Source organism: Flavobacterium panici (genome assembly GCF_024499525.1).
Lineage (GTDB): Bacteria > Bacteroidota > Bacteroidia > Flavobacteriales > Flavobacteriaceae > Flavobacterium > Flavobacterium panici.
In genome coordinates this window covers 1,157,782-1,182,297 of the sequence record NZ_CP100437.1, presented here as the reverse complement: position 1 = coordinate 1,182,297, position 24,516 = coordinate 1,157,782, and the positions used below count along the sequence as shown (strand labels likewise).

At 37.4% G+C, this 24,516-nt stretch carries 1 protein-coding gene; it reads left to right on the top strand.

The genetic code is table 11. The features are described from left to right. Nucleotides 1-78 precede the first annotated feature (78 nt). The gene (locus NLJ00_RS05285; RefSeq protein ID WP_256636485.1) at nucleotides 79-24,516 is read left to right on the top strand and encodes a T9SS type B sorting domain-containing protein; all 24,438 of its coding nucleotides are present in this window, start codon (nucleotides 79-81) and stop codon (nucleotides 24,514-24,516) included.

Genomic DNA, 24,516 nt, shown 5'->3' with positions numbered 1-24,516 from the left:
ATAAATTTAAATTAAGATTGAATGTTGTTCTTTGAATGCCCCTTCAAAGAACAACAGTTAAACTGAAACCATAGTAACATGAAGAAACCTACTACTTTAAAATTAGTTTTAACTGTATTATTTTTTATACAGAGTTTTATTATGTTCTCTCAAAAGGATTTCACCCCTCGCTTTGACCAAAGTTTAAAAGGTGATATGCTCTTGATAGGTAATAATATTTTGAATAGAGATAACAATAAGAATGGTGAGCGGCCGAACAATGCGTTCAATGCGACGAACCAGAACAATAACGACCTTACTATGCAATATATTGATATTGATAGTGACAATACTACGTTTAGTTCGAGTTCGGCAAATTTAACTGTTCCGCAATCTAGTAGAGAATGTTATAAAATAGTATATGCAGGTCTTTATTGGGCTGGTATTTACAGTAAAGGTACTGTTGACAATGGTACTGTAAATCGTGCTAATCTTGGTTCAATTAAGATTAAACTTCCAAATCAAACAGCTTATACGAATATTTCAGGATCATTAATTTATGATTACTATCCAACGACGTCAAATGGTGATCAGATGCCTTATGCATACTATTATGATCTAACAACGATGGTACAAGGATTAGCAAATCCTGAAGGAACGTATACAGTTGCTAATATTATTTCTGGAAGAGGTGGAATCAATGGAGGTTTTTCTGCAGGTTGGAATTTATTTGTGGTTTATGAAGATCCAAAATCATCTGCAAAATATATCACTTCTTTCGATGGTCTTCGTTGGATACAAGCATCTAGTGGACCTGTAACTTATGACTTAACAGGTTTTAAAACAATTCCAACAGGAGTTGTAAAAGCAAAACTGGCTTTTGCTGCTTTAGAGGGAGACGTTAACCTTACAGGGGATAAATACTCTATCAATAATACTGATATTTTTACTACTGAACGTAATGTAAATAACTTCTTTAATAGTACGTTTAATGACGTTAATGGTCCCTATACAGACCGAACACCAAGTAGTGGTAATACCCTGGGGTTTGAAGCGGGGATTATAAATCTTAATAATGCCGCAAATGCAATTATTAAAAACAACGATACCTCGGCACAATTAAAGCTTAGTACGGGAGGAGACGGTTATGGACTCTTTTTCAATGCTTTTAACGTTGAGATTATTGAACCGAAAATTGTTTTAACTAAAATTGTAAAAAATAATTTAGGAGCAAATATTGGCGGGCAAAATGTTACTTTAGGACAGCAGTTAAACTACGAAATTGGTTTTAAAAATACAGGTAATGATAATGCTACCTCATTTACAATTCGAGATCAGCTGCCTATTAATATTATTTTCAATTATCCGGCTGATATTGTTTCGTTACCAACTGGGGTAACGGTTCAAAGTTATAATGCAACGACAAGAAATATTGTTTTTGCAATAAACAACAACATTGTTAAAGTTGGTGACCCTGAAAAAATTATAAGCTTTAAGGTTAAGGTTGTTCCTGATTGTCAAAGTTTAAGTGAGGCTTGTTCTAATAGTATTGACAACTCTGCTTATGCAACGTACAAAGGACAGCAAAATACAAGTTTTACAATTTCTGATGACCCGAGTGTTAATACCAATACAGGATGTATTTTAGTTCCAAAAGCGACAAACTTTTTAGTTGGAGTAGATGGTTGTAAATACACCACGAACGTTACACTTTGTGGAGCAAATATTAACTTAACAGCTGCTAATGGTTATTCAGATTATACTTGGTATAGTGATGAAGCAAGAACTATTGAAATAGGAAAAGGACAAGTATTTAATGTAAAAGATCCTGGAACTTATTATGTTTATAATCTCGCTGCTGCACCTTGTAGATCAATCTATCAGTCATTTGTTGTAACAAGATTTGGAGCAACAGTAGAAAATCCGGTAATTCCTTTCGCAGATCAGGTAGTAACTTGTTCTAATGATGGAAAAAAATTACCAAATATTTTCTTGTGTGGTTCAAATGCTGTCAGACAAATTACTACAAGTATTTCTGACGCAACAAGTATTGTTTGGGAGAAATTAAATGAAGGAAGTTGTACTGCTGTTACAAATCAAAATTGTGCCAATGAAAATGCTGCCTGTACATGGGCTAGTGTTGGTTCAGGGCCAAATTATACGGCAAACCAGGCAGGACAATTTCGAGTAACATTAAATTATGCGGGAGGATGTTTCAACCGTTTCTACTTTAATGTTTATACGAATTTGTTAACTCCAACAGAAACACATAAAGATATTATTTGTGGTGTTCCTGGAAGTATTACAATTGGCGGCGTGCCTGCAGGTTATGAATATGCTATCAGAACTGATCCTAGTGGTGCAGTAGGAGCATATCAAACAAGTAATACTTTCAATATTACAACTCCTAACTCTTATACTGTTTATATCAGACAAATTGGTGTTGCTACTAATCCATGTATTTTTTCTGTTCCGGGTATTCTTATTAGAAGCAGAGACTTACAGATTACTACAGCAGTAACTCAACCAACTTGTTACGGAGATAAAGGAAGTATAAAAGTAGGTGCTTTAAATATAGACCCGCAATATTATTATTACTTATATAATAATGCTACAAATGCACTTGTAAATAGTGTTGGGCCTATTGCAGCTTCAGATTATACTTTTGCTAATTTAAATCCTGGAACCACTTACAGGGTAAGAGTTACAAATGCACCAATTGGCGGTACACCAGCTCCAACTTGTAATGTGTCAAGTGTTATTTCTATAAATAACATTGCAGCTCCTCTAGTAGCAACTGCAGCCTTGACAACACCTCTTACAGCATGTAGCGATGGTAAAATTACATTATCGGGTTCAGGTGGAACAGCTCCGTATTTCTTCTTTGTAAATGGATCGACCACTTTCCTTACTTCAAACGAAATTACTTTTACAACAGCTGGAACATATAATATTCGTTTAGTTGATTCTAATAACTGTGAGGCAACAACATCAATTACAGTTACAGGAAATCCTAAGCCTGTTTACAATATAACAAATACAGAAATCAATTGTAACGGCGGTACAGCTCAAATCAATATTAATGTTACAAACGCAAACGGATACACTTTACAATACAGTATTGACAATGGTGCAACATTTAGCACTACTCCTGTTTTCTCTAATTTAACAGGCGGTACTTATAATGTTGTAGTTAAATATACTTTATCGGGAACTACATGTACTGATCCGGCTACTACTATTACAATTACAGCTCCTGCAAATGCATTAAGTGCTTCTGCGGGTGTTTCTGAATTAGCAGGTTGTGATCCATCAGGTAATGGTTTTGGTAAAGTACGTATTACAAACCCTCAAGGTGGAACTCCTCCTTACACATATAGCTTTAACGGAGGAACAACTTACGGAGCATCAAATGAAGCTTACGTAGCACCGGGAACTTATACACTTTATGTTAGAGATTCAAAAGGCTGTACGTTCGCAATGCCTGGAGTTATATTAGATCCAAAACCTGCAGACCCTACAATTGCAGTTGGAGCACCAGTATTTAATTGTAATGGAACTGCAACAAGTACTGTAACGGTAACAAATGGTGGTGGGGCAAATTACAGCTATGAATATTATTTAGATAATGTTTTAAACACAAATACTCCTTCGAACGTTTTTGTAAATGTTCCATCAGGATCTCACACAGTAAGTGTAAAATACAATTTAGTTTCAGTACCAACTTATAGTAATTTATTACAAGAAGATTTTGGTTCTGGAGGAACTACAACAACTCCTGGTATTGCATCGGCTTACTGTTTCAACGACCAAAGAGTTAACCCTCCATATACTTGTTCTTTAAACGGAACTCCAACTCGTTCTGTTGAAGATAACCAATACTCAGTTACAAGTTTCTTCTGGAGAGGTGATACAGCTTGGTACCACTTTAAAGACCATACAACAAATGGAACAGATGCAAACGGAAGATATTTATTAGTAAATATTGGTGGTGCAGCAGGACCTTATGGAGTTTTATATAGCAAACCAATTATTGATGTTATCCCAAATCAGCCTGTAATGGTTTCCTTATATGTAGGTAACTTATTAAATACAGGTGTAACCGGAGCAGCTCCAATTGTAAGATTCGAATTGGTTGATGGTTCTGGTAATGTTGTTGCTACTGAAGATACAGGTAAAATTGCTGAAGCAGCAAATGATGCTAACAGAACAAAATGGGTTCCAATAAACATCTCGTTAAATCCAGGAAATAATACAAACCTTACTTTCAGAATTCGTTCAGGAAGTACTGAATATGGAGGTAATGACTTAGTTATCGATGATATCTGGGTACGTCAGATTCCAAAATCATGTATTACTCAAAAAGATTTTCCTATTGTTATCGACAGTAATAAAGCATTTACAGCTTCTATAACAGGAGTTAAAAATGTTACTTGTAATGGAGGAAATAACGGAGAAATTACATTAGCAGCAGAAAATTTTAATCTTCCATACGGATTCGATTATTCTATGAATAATGGAACTACCTGGGTAAATTCTAAAGTATCTCCTGTAACTGTAACAGGTTTAACAAGCCAAACCTATTCAATTCAAGTTCGTTTCAACAATAGTGCATCGACTTGTAGTTTCCCATTCTCTCAACCTATTACTGCACCAGCAGCATTAGCAGTTACAGCTCAGGTTACGGCTCAGCCTACTTGTACAACTGGCGCTTCTATTACCGCAACAGTAACAGGAGGGACACCGGCTTACCAATATGAGTTAAGACAATCTAATGGAACTACAGTTGTAGTACCATTCCAAACTTCGAATATATTTACAAACGTTGCTTCAGGAACATATAGAATAGTGGTTAGAGATGCAAACGCTTGTACTTCTCCAGCTTCAGCTACTGTAAATATTAATAATCCAACAGCTCCAACAGCTTCATTAGCTGCGAGTTCAGATTTATGTTATGATTCTACTAATCAGGCAACACTTGTAGTAACAGCTACAGGAACAGGAACTTTAACTTATAGTTTAGACGGCGGAGCTGCACAAACTTCAAATACATTTACGAATGTAGGTCCTGGTACACATAATGTTGTTGTAACAGACAGTAATAACTGTACAGCTACAGTTAGCAACATTGTAATTGCACCTGAATTAGAAGGAAGCGCAACAATCTCTAAAACGTTAGATTGTACTACTTCTCCAAATGCTACTATCACAGTTTCTATTACGGGAGGTACAAGTGCATTTAAATATAAAGTTAAAATAGGTTCAGGAACTTACAGTGGTAGTAACAATGTAACAGGTAATTCATTTGTATATACTGCAACAACTGCAAATACTTATACTTTTGAAATTACAGATTCAAAAGGTTGTATTACTACAACTAGCGCAGTTGTAAATCCAATTTCAAATCCAACAGTTACAGCTACAAAAGTAAATGCAACATGTAATGGAGCTTCAACAGGTTCTATTCAATTGGTCGGAGCAGGTGGATCTGGAGGTTATACTTACAGCTTCAACGGAAGTGCAACATTTATTGCTCAATCAGATTACACAGGATTAGCTGCAGGAACTTATACATTCCAGGTAATGGATAGTAAAGGTTGTAAATCTGCAGTTGGAAATATTACTATTACGCAGCCAACAACATTAACAGCTACTGCAAGTGCAACTGCATTTTCATGTAATGCTTCAAATGTGAAACAAGCGGCTACTGTAACAATTGCTGTTCCAACAACAGGTACAGCTCCTTATCAATATAGTTTTGACGGAGGGACAACTTTTACAAGCACGCGTACATTATCTGTAACAGATAATGGAACAAACCAAACTATTTCTTATGTAGTTAGTGATGCACAAGGTTGTAAAACTCCAGTTCAAACAGTTACAATTAACAGATTAAACCCTCCAACAGATTTAGCATTTAGTAATGCTGCGGTTACTTGTACAGCAACTACAACTACAGTTACTGCTACTGCCACAAATGGAGTAGGGACTTTAACGTATGCAATTACATCACCAGCAGCATCTGTAGCAACAAATACTACAGGAGTATTTGCTGGATTAGCAGCGGGAACTTATAACTTTAAAGTTACTGATGCTAACGGATGTTATTATGAAGAACCATATATTATCAATGCTGTAAGTCCAATTTCAGTTGCTGGTAATAAAACAAGTGATGCTCTTTGTAAAGGAGGAGCAACAGGATCTGGAACTTTTACAGTTTCTGGTAATGCAACAATTGGTGCTTATACTTATACCGTAACACCTGCTGCAGCTGCTGCCTCTATAACAAAATCAGGAAATACATTAACATTAGCAAACGTTGCTGCAGGAACATATTCTGTACAAGTAAGAGACAATGCAACAGGTTGTACAAATACAGCAAGTATTATTATTACTGAGCCTGCAAATGCATTAACATTTACAGCAACATCTACTAATGTAAATTGTAATAATGATAATTCACAAATTACAGTTACTGCCGCAGGCGGTACGCCAAATTATACTTACGCTTTCGCGAAAAGCCCATCAACAGTACCATCATCGACTTATGGCAATAGTGCTACTTTAACTGTAGATACTAATTCTGGAGCTGATTTAGTTTGGGATGTTTATGTAAAAGACGCAAATGGCTGTACAACAAAAAATACAGTTACTATTGCTACAGATAATTTACCAAGTGTAACTGCAGCAATCAATAACCAATGTACAGGTTCAGGTAATTCGTTTACTATTACTGCAACAGGAACAGGTTTAGCTCCGTTGACATATAGTATTGATGGAACTTCTTTCCAAACTTCAAATACATTTACAGTTGCTGCGGGAACTTACACAGTAAGTGTAAAAGATAAAAACGGCTGTATCGCTTCAGCTCCGGCTGCAACAGTAGTTTATCCACAGTTAACAGCTGTAGGTGCTGTTACAAAAGAATTAGATTGTACAGTAACTCCAAACGCAACAATTACAGTTACAATTGGCGGAGGAAGAATTCCATTTACATATACATCTAGAAAAGGTTCAGGTACTACAAGTGCACCAAGCGCTTCTATTGCCGGACCAACATTTACTTTCTCAGTTACTCCTGGAAATGCAGACACTTATACATTTGTAATTACAGATGCTAATGGATGTCAGGCTACAGCAGTAACTACAGTAGACCCAATTTCAAACCCAACGGTTACAGCTGCTCAGACAAATTCAAGCTGTAATGGAGCTGCAGATGGTTCAGTTACTTTAACAGGTGCTGGAGGATCAGGTAGTTTCACATACAGTAATAATGCAACAACAGGATTTACTACTAATCCAGTATTTAACGGATTAGCGGCAGGTTCTTATACTTTCTATGTAAAAGACAGTAAAGGTTGTACAGGATCAGTAGCAGTTACAATTACGCAGCCAAGTACTTTAGCAGCTACAGTTGCCGTTGTAGGATTTACATGTAACACTTCAAATGCTAAAGTAGCAGGAACAGTTACTATTAATGTTACAGCAGGAACAGGAACAGCTCCTTACGAATACAGCTTCAATGGAAGCGGATACAGCTCAAATAATGTATTAACATTAAATGACAACGGTGCAGATCAGCCATATACTTACTCAGTAAGAGATGCAAAAGGATGTCCGGTTACAGGTAATGGAACTTTATTGAGACTAAACCCTCCAACAGATTTAACTTTTGCTTCTCCAGCGGTTACTTGTACAGCTACAAGTACAACTGTTACTTTAACAGCAGTAAATGGAGTAGGAACTTTACAATACGAAACAATTGCTCCATCGACAGTAATTAGAGCAAAACAAACATCAAATGCATTCACAAACCTTGCACCTGGATCTTATACTTTCAGAGTTACAGATACAAACGGATGTTATTATACAGAACCTTACATTGTAAATCCAGTTACTCCAATTGCAATTACTGGAAATAAAACAAGTGATGTTTTATGTAGAGGAGGTTCAACAGGATCTGGAACTTACACAGTTTCTGGTAATGCTACACCAGGTGCTTATACATTTACTTTAACAGCAGGAACTTTAGGATCAGGAACACTAACAAAATCAGGAGATACATTAACATTATCAAATGTTGCAGCAGGAACTTATACTGTTCAGGTAACAGATACTGCAACAGGATGTACTAATTCTGCAAGTATTGTTATTGGTCAGCCAGCGGCTGCATTGGCAATTACGACAGCAGTTGCTACAAACGTAAATTGTAATAATGATAATTCAAATATTACAGTTACAGCAACAGGAGGTACTCCAAATTATACTTACGCTTTCGCGAAAAGCCCATCAACAGTACCATCATCGACTTATGGCGCTAGTAATGTTTTAACAGTAGACACCAACTCTGGAGCTGATTTAGTTTGGGATGTTTACGTGAAAGACGCAAATGGATGTATTGCTAAATCAACAGCTACAGTTATTTTGGATGGAATGCCAGCTATAACTAATGTAACGGTTAACAATCAATGTACAGCTTCTGGAAGCGGATTCACGATTACTGCAACTGCTACAGGTTTAGCTCCATTGACATATAGTATTGATGGAACTTCTTTCCAAACTTCAAATACATTTACAGTTGCTGCGGGAACTTACACAGTAAGTGTAAAAGATAAAAACGGCTGTACTGCTTCAGCTCCGGCTGCAACAGTAGTTTACCCACAATTAACAGCAGCTGGTACAGTTACAAAAGAATTAGATTGTACAGCTACTCCAAACGCAACTATTACAGTTACAATTGGAGGTGGTAGATCTACTTTTACTTACACAGTTCAAAAAGGTGCTGGTGCTCCAAGTGCAGCAAGTGCACCTATTACAGGGCCAACATTTACTTATACAGTAACACCTGCAAATGCAGATACTTACACATTTGTAATTACAGATTCTAACAGCTGTACGAGAACAGCAGTTGTTACAGTTGCCCCAATTGCAAATCCAACGGTTACGGCTGTTCAGGTAAATGCAAGCTGTAATGGCGCTGCAGATGGTTCAGTTACTTTAACAGGTGCTGGAGGATCAGGTAGTTTCACATACAGTAATAATCCAACAACAGGATTTACAACTAATCCGGTATTTACAGGATTAGCTGCAGGTTCTTATACTTTCTACGTAAAAGACAGCAAAAATTGTTCTGGATCAGTAGCTGTTACAATTACGCAGCCTATAACATTAGCTGCAACAGTTGCAGTAGTTCCATTTACATGTAACACTTCAAATGCTAAAGTTGCAGGAACAGTTACAATTAATGTTACTGCAGGAACAGGAACAGCTCCTTATGAATACAGCTTCAACGGAAGCGGATACAGCTCAAATAATGTACTAACATTAAATGACAACGGTGCAGATCAGCCATATACTTACTCAGTAAGAGATGCAAAAGGCTGTCCGGTTACAGGTAATGGAACTTTATTGAGACTAAACCCTCCAACAGACTTAACTTTTGCTAATCCGGCTGTTACTTGTACAGCAACAACAACAACTGTTACTTTGACAGCAGTAAATGGAGTTGGAGCTTTGCAATACGAAACAATCGCTCCATCGACAGTAATCATTGCTAAACAAACATCAAATTCATTCGCAAATCTTGCACCTGGATCTTATACTTTTAGAGTTACAGATGCAAACGGATGTTATTATACAGAACCTTACATTGTAAATCCAGTTACTCCAATTGCAATTACAGGTAACAAAACAAGTGATGTTTTATGTAGAGGAGGTTCAACAGGATCTGGTACTTATACAGTTTCTGGTAATGCTGTAGTTGGTGCTTATACATTTACTTTAACAGCAGGAACTTTAGGATCAGGAACATTAACACAATCAGGAAATACATTAACATTATCAAATGTTGCTGCAGGAACTTATACTGTTCAGGTAACAGATACTGCAACAGGATGTACTAATTCTGCAAGCATTGTTATTGGTCAGCCAGCGGCTGCTTTAGCAATTACTACAGCAGTAGGAACTAATGTTAATTGTAATAACGATAATTCACAAATTACGGTTACAGCTACAGGCGGTACACCAAATTATACTTACGCTTTCGCGAAAAGCCCGTCAACAGTTCCAACTTCAACTTACGGAAATAGTGCTGTTTTAACAGTAGATACTAATTCTGGAGCTGATTTAGTTTGGGATGTTTACGTAAAAGATGCAAATGGCTGTATTGCTAAATCAACAGCTACAGTTATTTTGGATCCAATGCCAGCGATTACTAACGTAACGGTTAATAATCAATGTACAGCTTCTGGAAGCGGATTCACTATTACTGCGACTGCTACAGGTTTAGCACCATTAACTTACGGAATTAATGGTCCAACTGGAGCGTTCCAAACAAGTAATACTTTCTCAGTAGCTGCAGGAACTTATACCGTTTATGTAAAAGATAAAAACGGATGTATTGCTGCGGCTCCGGCTGCAACAGTGGTTTACCCGCAATTAACAGCTGCTGGTACAGTTACAAAAACATTAGATTGTACAGCTACTCCAAATGCAACAATTACAGTTACAATAGGCGGAGGTAGATCTACATATACTTATACAGTACAAAAAGGTGCTGGTGCTCCAAGTGCAGCAAGTGCACCTATTTCGGGACCAACATTTACATACACAGTAACACCTGCAAATGCAGATACTTATACATTTGTAATTACAGATTCTAACAGCTGTACAAGAACTGCAGTTGTTACAGTTGCTCCTATTACAAACCCAACAGTTACAGCTGTTCAGGTAAATGCAAGCTGTAATGGAAGTTCAAATGGTTCAGTTACTTTAACAGGTGCTGGAGGATCAGGCGGATTTACATATAGCAACAATGTTGCAGGACCATTTGCTGCAAATCCGGTATTTACAGGATTAGCTGCAGGTTCTTATACTTTCTACGTAAAAGACAGTAAAAACTGTACTGGATCAGTAGCAGTTACAATTACGCAGCCTTTAACATTAGCTGCTACAGTAGTTGAAGTTCCGTTCTCATGTAACACTTCAAATGCTAAAGTAGCAGGAACAGTTACAATTAATGTTACAGCAGGAACAGGAACTGCTCCTTACGAATACAGCTTCAACGGAAGCGGGTACAGCTCAAATAATGTTTTAACATTAAATGATAACGGAACTAACCAAGCTTATACTTACTCAGTAAGAGATGCAAAAGGATGTCCAGTAACAGGTAATGGAACTTTATTGAGATTAAACTCTCCAACAGATTTAACATTTGCTGCTCCGGCAGTTACTTGTACGGCTACAACAACTACTGTTACTTTAACAGCGACAAATGGTGTTGGAACTTTACAATACGAAACAATTGCTCCATCTCCGGTTATCATTCCTAAACAAACATCTAATGCTTTTGCAAATCTTGCACCAGGTACTTATATGTTTAAAGTTACCGATGCTAACGGATGTTATTATACAGAATCATATACAGTTAATCCGGTAACTCCAATTACTGTTTTAGCTAGTAAATTAAGTGATGTATTATGTAACGGAGGAAATACAGGATCTATAAGATTAACTGTTTCAGGTTTCGGTTCTACATATTCTTATACAGTTAATGGAGGTACGGCAGTAACAGGAGTTAATACTGGAACTGTAACTTTACCAAATTTAACAGCAAATACTTACGCAATTGTTATTACAGATGAAGTAACAGGTTGTACAGCTAACGCTTCGATTACTATTAATCAACCGGCAGCTGCTTTATCTGCAACTTATGCTGCGGTAAATGCTAACTGTTTTGTTAGTACTTCAGCAGTTACAGTTACAGCAACTGGAGGAACTCCTATATACAGATATTCATTTGTTCAGGATGGTGCTGCGGTAGGAGCTTATTCAAACAATAACAAAGCAAACTTAGACCCAGCTGTTAACTTAAACTGGGACGTTCATATTATAGATGCAAACGGATGTACATTTAAATTAGATATTACTATAGCTAAAGATGTTGTTCCAACTGTTACAGCTTCTGCTGCTGGTCAATGTTTTGGGGTAGGAAGCTATACTATTACAGCAACTCCGGGAGCTGGACTAGTAGCACCATTGAGTTACAGTATTAATGGAGGAGCTTCATATCAGGCAGGTAACACGTTTGTTGTTACTACACCTGGAAGTTATACTATCAGAATTAAAGATGGTAACGGATGTACAGCAGATAGTAATGTTGTTTTAGTAAATAACGCATTAACACTAAATGCGACATTAGACAAGGACATTACATGTTCAGTTCCAACTGATGCTCAAATTACTTTAACACCAACAGGAGGAAGCGGACCATTTACTTATACAGCTTCTCCTAACACAGGAACATTCGCTGGAAATGTATTTACAACTAACACAGCAGGATCATACACTTTCACAGTAACTGATTCTAGAGGTTGTACAGCTACGTCTTCTGCGGTTATCGTTACGACACCAGTTAATCCAGATATTACTGGAGTTTCACAAACTCAAAGTATAAACTGTAATGGTGATGCTACAGCAGCAATTGCTATTACAATTGATAATACAAAAGGTCAGGCACCATTTGTATATACTGTTTTAAATACAACTACAGGAGTTAATTACGGTTCACAAACTTCAGGTTTAGCCGCTGGTAATTATGTAATTACTGTAACTGATGCAAAAGGATGTACAGATACAGATAATATTAATATTGCTCAGCCAACACCAATCGTAGTAAACAGAACAATTACGCCTATTACTTGTGGTGCATTAGGTGTTTCATTAGGAGCTATTACAATTACTTCTGTTACGGGAGGAACTCCTAATTATACTTATCATGTAACCGGAGTAAATGGATATAACAAACAAATTACAGGTCAAACTGGAGCTTCAGTTGTTTTCGAAGTAGTTGACTTTGGTTTATACCAAATTATCATTACAGATGCAAATGGTTGTACTAATATAGAGCAAAATATATTTGTTGCTTCACCGCCAAATGATCTTGATATTACAGTAACACCACCGCCAGCTGATTGTTCTTCTTTAGGTTCAGCAGTTGTAGCTATTGGTGCTGCATCTACTAATATTACAGGTAATGGGCCATTCCACTTCGCTGTTTACACAGGTCCTGGAATGACTTATACTTCTCCAACTACTTTACCGTGGTATGATGAAGACGTTTTAGGAGTTCCTGCAGGAGTAAACCCAGGAAGTAAAAAAACAAGCATACCAAACTTATTACCAGGAGTTAAATATACTTTCATCGTTCATGATGCAGGAACAGGTTGTTACTACTATGAAACAGCTCAATTCCCTATTCCAACTAACTCTACTTTAACTGTAACTGGATTAACAGCTAACAATGTTACTTGTAAAGGAAGCAATAATGGAAATGTTTCATTGACAGTAAATAGTACATATCCAACACCAACGCCTATTAGTTATGAGATATTCAATTCTTTCACTATGGTTACTACAGGTGTTACCGGAACAGGTACAGTACCTGCTAATGGTTCACTTCCAATTAACAACATTGGTGCATTAGGTTTTGGAAATTACGTTGTTGTAATTAAAGAAACTGCAGGTGGAACTAATGCAGGTTGTAGTGTTGCTAGTAATACATTTAACATTACTGAATCTGCTATTGATTTATCAGTTACGGCTTCAGTTACTAAAAATGCAAATTGTAATCCAAACTCTGGTATAATTACAGCTGTTGCAAAAGACGGAACAGGTCCATATACATATCAATTATTATTATCTACAGATCCTGCACCAACAGCAGCTTCTACAGGTTGGGCTTCTGTAAATACATTTAACAGAAATGCAGGAAACTACATTGCTTACGCAAAAGATGCTTATGGCTGTATCAAATTCGCAGCTATTACATTAAATAAAGATGTCGATCCAACAATTACAGCACCAGCTGGAATTTGTTATGACGGTAATCCATTCACATTTGCAATTTCTGGAACAGTTGATCCAGCAGTTGGAGGAGCTACTTACAGCGTAAACGGAAGTACTTTCCAAACAAGTCCAAGCTTCACGTTTAATGCTTCAGGTACTTATACTTTAGTAATTAAAGATGGTAATGGTTGTACAGCAACTACAACTTATGAAGTTAAACCACAGCTACACATAAGTGCAGCATTAACAAAAGAACTAGATTGTACTATAACTCCAGACGCTCAAATTACATTAACAGCTACAGGAGGTTACAACACAGCATACACTTATTATTATTCTACTGATGGAGGTCTTAACTATACCTTGATGCCATCAAATGTTCTAACAACTAGTGTTTTAGCTAACTATATGTTCAAAGTAAATGATGCTAAATTGCCAACAGCATGTGAGGCAACTACTACTTTAACATTAGATCCTATCCAGCCTACATTATTTACTACTGTTGAAACACATGTAAGTTGTAATGGAGGTACAGATGGAACAATTACGGTAAATGTTACTTCAGGAGTTGGTCCTTATCAATATCAATTAGATGGTGGAGCTTTCCAAACATCAAATGTATTTACAGGATTAGCGGCAGGTACTGCATATACTATTACGGTAAGAGATGCTAAATCTTGTCTTTATCCAGGTACGCCAATCACAATAACGCAACCGGCAGCATTAACAGCAACGTCTGCTTTAACAACAGCATTGACATGTGCTGCAGGAAATGTACCAACAAAAGCAGTAGTTACTGTAACAGCTGCAGATGGTACTGCTCCTTACTTATATAGTTTTGATAACGGTGTAACTTATACAAGTACAAATACATACGAAGCTTTTGCTGGAACAACATTCAATGTTTTAGTTAAAGATGCTAAAGGATGTATATTCACTTTAACAAATGGAGTTAATATTCCAGCGTTAAATCCGCCAACAATTACAAACATTACTGGAACACCAATTTATTGTGCTCCGGCGGCTAGTACTACAAGTACAGTTACTATCACTACAACAAATGGTGTTGGTACTTTAGCTTACGCAATTTTATCACCAGCTAGTGCAACTTCAAATGTTTCAGGTGCTGCTAGCGGAATATTCACATTATTAGCTCCGGATACTTACTTATTTGAAGTAACTGATGCTAACGGATGTAAAGATCAAAAATCATACACAGTTGCTCCGGTAACTAATATTACAGTTGCAGGTCAATTAGTAAGTAATGTAATTTGTAACGGACAAGCAAATGGTGCCGTTAAATTCACAGTTGCAAACTTTGGAGGAACATATACTGCAACATTAACAGCAGGAACAGGTACGGTAACACAAACAGGAAATACTGTTGACGTTACAGGATTAGTTCCGGCAACATACACTCTTCAGGTTACTGATGATATTACAGGATGTATTGCAACTGCTTCAGTTGTAGTTACTCAGCCAACAGCTCTAAGCATCAACTTGGTTAGCAACGTAAATGCAAATTGTAATTCTGGTGCAAAAGTTGAAGTTATTGCTTCAGGTGCAACACCTAACTATACTTATGCATTCGTTCAGGATGGTGTTACTCCGGTAGCTGCAGATTACACAAATAGTGCAAGCGCTGTATTAGCTCCGGCTACAAACACACTATGGGATGTTTATGCTAAAGATGCAAACGGATGTACAGTTAAATTAGACGTAACAATTGGTACAGACGCATTACCAACAATTGACTTAACTGCTTCAGTATACTGTTATACAGGAGGTCCAGTACCAATTACAATCACTGGAACTTTTGTAGGTGCTACAGCTGAATACAGTATTGGTAACGGATTCCAGTCTAGTCCTAACTTTGTATTGAATGCGCCGGGAACTTATACATTCTCTATTAAAGATGTTAATGGCTGTATTGTTTCAGTTCCTTATACATTAAACCAACAATTATTATTAAATGCTACTTTAACGCAAGATTTAACTTGTGCAGGATCAGCTAGTATTACATTATTGGCAACTCAGGGAACTACAACTTACACAGGATTTGAAGTTGACTTTAACGGAGGTGGATATGTTGCTGCAACATCACCTTACACGGCTACTGCTGCTGGAACTTACACTTTCAGAGTAACAGACAGCCAAGGATGTCAGGCACTTTCTATCCCGGTAGTAGTAACTCCAACAACAACTCCAACAGCAACATTAGCACAAACAAATGTGAGCTGTATTGGAGGAAATGACGGAAGTATTACTGTTACTGCTGCAAATGGAATTACGCCATATCAGTACAGCATTAATGGAGGAGCTTTCCAAACTTCAAATATATTCACAGGATTAATTGCAGGAACTTACAACATCGTTGTTCGTGACGCTAAGCAATGTTCTTCAGTAAGCGTACCAGCTACAATTACTCAACCGACAGCTTTAGCTGCAACAGCTGTGTTAACGCAAGGATTAACTTGTGGAACAGGAAATGCTACTCAGCCAGCAGTTGTTACAATCAATGTAACTGCAGGAACAGGAACAGCGCCTTACCAATACAGTTTCAACGGAGGAACAAATTATAGTACAACAAATACGTTGACTACTTATAATGCAGGATTAGTTACAGCTTATGTAAAAGATGCTAATAATTGTATCATTGCAGTGCCAGTTACTATCACTATTCCAGCGTTGAATGCGCCGACTAATATGGATATTAACGGAACACCTATTTATTGTGCTCCAGCGGCAAACACAACAAGTACAGTTACAATTAGTAACGTAATTAACGGAGTTGGAACGCTTCAATATGAGATTCTTTCTCCAATTGTTGTAGCGAAACAAACTTCAGCAGTATTTGCAGGATTAACACCAGATACTTACTTATTCCAGGTGACTGATGCTAACGGTTGTACTTACCAAGAATCATATACTGTTTTACCGGTAACTAACATTACAGTTGCAGGTCAATTAATAAGCAACGTTACTTGTAACGGAAACGCAAATGGTGCAGTTAGATTTACAGTTGCTAATTATGGAACTTCTTATACTGCTACATTAACTGCAGGAACGGGTACATTAGTTCAAACAGGAAATACTGTAAACGTTACAGGATTAGTTCCTGGAACATACACAGTTCAGGTTGTTGATGGAACAACAGGATGTATTGCAACTGCTTCAGTAGTTGTGGCTCAGCCAACAGTTCTAGGTCTTAACTTAGTAAGCAACGTAAATGCAAATTGTAATTTCGGTGCAAAAGTGACTGTTTTAGCAAACGGAGGAACACCAAATTATACATACGCATTTGTTCAGGATGGTGTTACACCAGTTGCTGCAGATTATACAAATAGTGCAAATGCAGTATTAGCACCAACAGTAAATACTCTATGGGATGTTTATGCTAAGGATGCAAACGGATGTACAGTAAAACTTGATGTAACAATTGGTACAGATGCATTGCCAACAATCAATTCATCAGTTGGATTATATTGCTACACAGGAGGTCCAGTACCAATTACTATAACAGGAACAGGTGTTGCACCTTTAACATACAGCATTGGAAATGGATACCAATCTAGCCCTAACTTTGTATTGAATGCGCCAGGAAACTATGTATTCTATATTAAAGATGGAAATGGCTGTATCGTTTCAAGCCCTTATACATTACGTCAGGAATTGTTGTTAAAAGCTACATTAACACAAGATTTAACTTGTGCAGGATCAGCTAGTATTACATTATTGGCAACTCAGGGTACTCTTACTTACACAGGATTTGAAGTTTCCTTTAACAGTGGAGCATATGTTGCTGCAACATCACCTTATACTGCAACTGCTGCTGGAACTTATACTTTCAGAGTAACAGACAGCCAAGGATGTCAGGCAGTTTCTATTCCGGTAGTAGTTACACCAACGACAACTCCAACGGCAACATTTACACAAACTAATGTGAGCTGTATAGGAGGAAATAACGGAAGTATTATTGTTACTGCTGCAAATGGAGTTGTTCCATATCAGTACAGTATCAACGGAGGAGCTTTCCAGGCTTCAAATATATTCACAGGATTAGTTGCAGGAACTTACAACATCGTTGTTCGTGATGCTAAACAATGTTCTTCAGTAAGCGTACAAGCTACAATTACTGAGCCGACAGCTTTAGCAGCAACAGCTGTGTTAACGCAAGGATTAACTTGTGGTACAGGTAATTCAACTCAACCTGCGATTGTTACTATCAATGTAACTGCAGGAACAGGAACAGCACCTTACCAATACAGTTTTAACGGAGGAATAAATTACAGTACAACAAATACGTTGACTACTTATAATGCAGGTACAATTACAGCTTATGTAAAAGATGCTAATAACTGTATCATTGCTACGCCAGTTACTATCACTATTCCAGCGTTAAATGCGCCGACAAATATGGATATTAATGGAACACCAATTTATTGTGCTCCAGCCGCAAGTACAACAAGTACAGTTACGATTAGTAACGTAGTTAATGGTGTAGGAACACTTCAATATGAGATTCTTTCTCCAATCGCTGTAGCAAAACAAACTTCAGCGGTATTTGCAGGATTAACTCCAGACACTTACTTATTCCAAGTGACAGATGCTAATGGTTGTACTTACCAAGAATCATATACTATTAATCCGGTAACAAATATTACAGTTGCAGGTCAATTAGTAAGTAATGTGGTTTGTAATGGACAATCAAATGGAGCGGTTAAATTTACAGTTGCAAATTACACAGGAACTTACACAGCAGTATTAACAGCAGGTACTGGTACATTAGCTATAACAGGAAATACTGTAAATGTGACAGGATTAGTTCCGGGAACTTATACAGTTCTTATTACTGATGCAATTACTGGATGTACAGCTACTGCTTCAGTAGTTGTGGCTCAGCCAACAGCTATAGCTCTTAACGTAGTAAGCAACATAAATGCAAATTGTAATTTCGGTGCTAAAGTTGAAGTTCTTGCTTCTGGCGGTACTCCGGTTTATAAATATGTATTCGTTGAAGACGGAGTTACTCCAAATGTTTTAGATTACGATACTGTTGCAAACGCTGTATTAGACCCAACTGTAAATACACAATGGGATGTTTATGCAATGGATGCAAACGGATGTACAACTAAAATTGATGTAACAATTGCTACAGATGCATTGCCAACAATCAATTCATCAGCTGGATTATATTGCTACACAGGAGGTCCGGTGCCAATTACAATTACAGGAACTTATGTTGGAACACCAACATACAGCATTGGTAACGGATACCAATCTAGCCCTAACTTTGTATTGAATGCGCCAGGAAACTACACATTCTATATTAAAGATGGTAACGGTTGTATCGTTTCAAGCCCTTATAAATTAAATCAGGAATTATTATTACAAGCTAGTTTAACACAAGATTTAACTTGTGCAGGATCAGCTGTTATTACACTATTGGCAACTCAGGGTACTCTTACTTACACAGGATTCGAAGTTGACTTTAATGCAGGAGGATACTTCCCTGCAACATCACCTTACACGGCTACAGCTGCTGGAACTTATACTTTCAGAGTAACAGACAGTCAGGGATGTCAGGCAGTTTCTATTCCGGTAATAGTAACTCCAACAACAACTCCATCAGCAACATTTACACAAACTAATGTTAGCTGTGTAGGAGGAAATAACGGAAGTATCATTGTTACTGCTGCTAATGGTGTTGTACCATATGAGTACAGTATCAATGGAGGAGCCTTCCAAGCTTCAAATGTTTTCACAGGATTAATCGCAGGAACTTATGACATCGTTGTTCGTGATGCTAAACAATGTTCTTCAGTAAGCGTACAAGCTACAATTACGGAGCCGACGGCTCTTGCTGCAACTGCGGTATTAACTCAAAGTTTAACTTGTGGAACAGGTAATGCTACTCAACCGGCAATTGTTACAATCAATGTAACTGCTGGAACAGGAACAGCACCTTACCAATATAGTTTCAACGGAATAAATTATAGTGCAACGAATACATTCACTACGTATAATGCAGGAACAATTACAGCTTCGGTAAAAGATGCTAATAATTGTACAATTGCAGTACCGGTAAGTGTTACAATTCCGGCACTAGATGCTCCAGTAATCGATTCTGTAACAGGAACAGATATTTGGTGTACACCAGCTGCTAACACAACAAGTACAGTTACTGTAACTGTTTCACATGGTGTTGGTGCATTACACTACGAGATTCTTTCTCCAGCTAGCGCCGTTACAAATGTTTCTGGTGCAGCAAACGGAATCTTTACAGGTCTAACAGCAGATACTTACTTATTCCAGGTAACAGACGCTAACGGATGTAAAGATGATATCTATTACACTGTTGATCCATTAGTAAACATTACAGCAGCAGGTCAGTTAGTAAATGACGTAAGCTGTAATGGAGGTTCAAACGGATCAGTGAAATTTGATGTTGACAATTTTGGCGGGGCTTACACAGCAGCTTTAATTGGAGGACCAACTACAGGAACTCTAACACAAGTTGGAAAAGTAGTAACGCTGACAAACTTACCAATCGGTACGTATACATTAGAAGTTACAGACACAACAACAGGATGTACAGCTTCGGCTTCAGTAACTGTTGGTCAGCCTTCAGTATTAACATTGACTGTAGCTTCAAATGTAAATGCTAATTGTAATTCAGGTGCTCAGGTTAGTGTAACAGCTGCAGGGGGAACACCAGATTATAAATATGCTTTCATCGCAGGAGCAGGAACTCCAACAGCAGCAGATTATACAAACAGTAATAATGCTGTTTTAGATCCGTCAGTAAGCTTAAACTGGAGAGCATACGTATTAGATTCTAAAGGTTGTGAAACATTTATCCCAATAACAATTGCGGTAGATCCATTACCAACTGCAATAACAGCTAATGTTACTAGCCAATGTCCTACGGCAGCAGGTGAATATACATTTACAGTTACTGTTGGTTCTGGTGTAGCACCTTACGAATACAGTATTGGAGCAGGATTCCAAGCAAGCCCTACATTTACTGTAAACGCTGCAGGAACATACGACGTAACAGTAAGAGATGCAAACGGATGTACAGCTACAGCAACTGCTGCAGTAACGATCACTCCGGGATTACAGTTAGAGACTACAGTTACAACATTACCAAGTTGTACATTTAATAATGGTGTAATTACTGCTACTGCAACAGGAGGTTCAGGAACAGCTAATTATAGATATACTTTAGACGGAGGTGTAAGCATAAATACTACACCGGCTGTATTTAACAACGTTGCTCCGGGTACACACGTTATCAGAGTGAGAGATGTATTAACAACTTGTGACTTTAACGTTACAATCGTAATTGATCCGGCAACAGTTATTACTGGATTTACTTTAAACGGAACAAATGTTTCTTGTAGAGGTAATTCAGATGGTTCAATCACGGCTAATTTAGCTCCAAGTGCACCAGGCGTAAACGATAACCCGGTTTATACGTATACATTAACAGGAACTACAGCTTTAGGAGTAGCGGTTAACAGACCAGCTCAGACTCAAAATATTTTTGATAACCTTCAGGCTGGAGATTATACGGTAACAGTAACTTCTGGAAGAGGTTGTGTGGATTCTGAAGATATTAGAATCAGCGAACCAAACGTGATTACAGTTAACGCACCAGTTATCACACAATACAATTGTACAGCTGGAACAAATGTTTCAAGCTATGCAGTTATTACAGTAAATAACGTTGTTGGTGGTTCTGGAGTTTATACAATCTATGAGTTCATTAAAGGTGGAGTTGTAGTTCAAAGAGGTCCATCAAATGCTTACAGCGAGTCAGACTTCACTGGTGGTGACTATACTGTAAATGTTTACGATGATAAAGGATGTATGGGATCTAGTACAGGAATAATTAGAGTAAATCCTTTCATTCGTTTAGATCAAATAAATGTTGCTGTAAATACTGCTGTAACTTGTATTTCTAATGAAGATATTACTGTAACGGTAACATCTATTGGAGGAACACCAGCAATATTGAATTACAATGTTGCCGGAACTGATGGAAATACATACAATCAGTCAAATACAACTGGAGTATTCACAGGATTAACTATCGGAAATTATTTAATTACCGTTACAAACCTTGCTACAGGATGTTCAATTGTACAAGCACATTATGTTAATGATCCTAATACTTTTGATATTAACGTAACACCAGTTAACGGACAAATCTGTTACGGTACTGCAAACGGAAGTGTTGATTTAACTTTTGTAGATAATCAGTTAAACCCAACAAATGATGCAGGTGCATTCAACTATGTAATTACAGGACCAGTTCCAAGTAACGGAACAACAACAAATGCAGGTCCGGTTAGTATTTCTAACTTAACTGCTGGTCAATACACAGTTGTTGTAACACTAGTAAACAACCCATTCTGTACAGTTTCTACATTGTTCACAATTGAGCAGCCAACAGCAGCTCTTACAGTAACAACAGCGAAATCGGATATTACTTGTGTAACAGGAAATAACGACGGAGAAATCACTGCTTCAGCAGCAGGTGGATGGGATAATAAATACGAATACCAATTGGTATTGAATGGTACAACATTAGTTGACTACTCTGATCAATTCGTATGGTCAGGATTATCAGCAGGTAACTATACAATTAACGTTAGAGATAATGTAGGTTGTATCGCTACAGCAACAGAAGTATTAGTTGTTCCGGCACCAATCGTGGTTACTGCATCAGCAAGTGCTACAACACTAACATGTTTTGGAGATAAAACGGCAATAATTACAGTAGATCCTCCAACAGGTGGTCAAGGAAGTAACTATCAGTATACATTAAATATTATTTCAGCAACTCCAGTAATTAGTTCTGGACCACAACTTAGCCCAATTTTCACAGGTTTAGGTGCTGGAACTTATAGTATCACTGTTACTGACGGATTTAGTTGTTCTGCAACTTCAGCAAACATTGTGATCAATGAGCCAACAGAAGTTATTCCAACTTTAGTTGAAGCTAGCTCACAAACATGTTTAACTCAGGCAACACTTACATTAAGCGCAGTGGGCGGAACAGCTCCTTACACTTATAGTACTGATGCTAATTTTGCAACAACTATTGGTTCATTCAATGCATCAGTTACGTTCCCGGTTGCTGTTGGTAAATACAGCTACTATGTAAAAGATGCTGCAGGATGTGTAGGTTATGTTTCTAATGAGATCACAATTGATCCTCTTGAACCGCTTAACATTGAGGTTGATGTAACAAATGCAGTTGTAAAATGTACAGGTGAAGCTACAGGAGTTATCGTAGCAGAAGCTAAAGGAGGTTTAGGAAACTATATCTATACATTAGAGAATACTGCTGGAACTATTATCCAAGGTCCTCAGGCTACTGGAATCTTCGAAGACTTAGTAATTGGAGATTACATTGTAAAAGTAGAAAGTGGAGATTGTGATGATGCATCTGCTGTAATTACAATCAACGAGCCGCCAGTTGCTTTACAAGCTGTGTTTACGCCAACTAATGTTACATGTTTCGGTGAAAACAATGGTAAAATTGTAGTAACTGCAACAGGAGGAACAGGAGTTATTAAATACGCAATCTCACCAGATCTAAATCAGTTTGATACAATCAGTGTGTTTGATAAACTTGCTCCAGGATTGTATACTGTAATTGCGCAAGATGAAAACGGATGTTATGTAATGACAGATATAACAATCACGCAGCCAACAGCACCGCTTATAGTTACAGCAGGTTCAATATTAGGAGAACAATGTAAAGGTGACTTAAATGGAGAATTTACAATTGATATCACTGGTGGAACTGCTCCTTACACAGTAAGTCTTGATTTACCAAATGGTCCTTTTGATCCAATTACTGGAACTCAGCATACATTTGATGGTCTTGCAGGAGGTAATCATACCGCTTATGTTAAAGATGCAAATGGTTGTAATTTTGAAATTGAGGTTCTTGTGCCATTGGCAGTTGACATCAATCCAACAGCAGAAGTTGTTTACGGTTGTGAAACTAATACAGTGACAGTAACTATAGATCCTTCTGTAGATCCTGCTGATGTTGATTACTCTTTAGATGTTATAGCTGGTCCATATCAATTATCTAATGAATTTAAAGATGTATTACCTGGTGATCACGTAATTTACGCAAGACATACAAACGGATGTATCCAGCCAACAGCAAGTTTCACAATCCAGGCATTTGATAAATTACATATTCAATTAGCTGGAGGACAACAAGAAATGAATATTGTTTCTTTAACTGCAATTGGCGGAAGACCTGCTTATGAATACAGTTTTGACGGAGGTCCATTTACATCTGAGACTAAATTTAAATATTATGAGTCTAGAGATTATGTAATTAAGGTAAAAGATCAAAACGGATGTATTGATACGATTACAATACCGTTGACTTACATTGATGTTTGTCTTGATAATTACTTTACACCAAACGGAACTCACAGTGGTTGGGGACCTGGATGTACAAATATTTATACTAATCTTGAGTTTGCGATCTTCGATAGATACGGACGTCAGATTGCTAAATATCATTATGGTCAAAAATGGGATGGTAGATACAATGGCGAGGAATTACCAACAGGTGATTACTGGTATGTTCTTAAACTTAATGACGTGAATGATGCAAGAGAGTTTGTTGGACATTTCACTTTATACAGATAA

What these genes read in the sequence shown, in the direction of transcription:
- NLJ00_RS05285 (WP_256636485.1), top strand. Translation starts at nt 79, where the DNA reads ATGAAGAAACCTACTACTTTAAAATTAGTTTTAACTGTATTATTTTTT.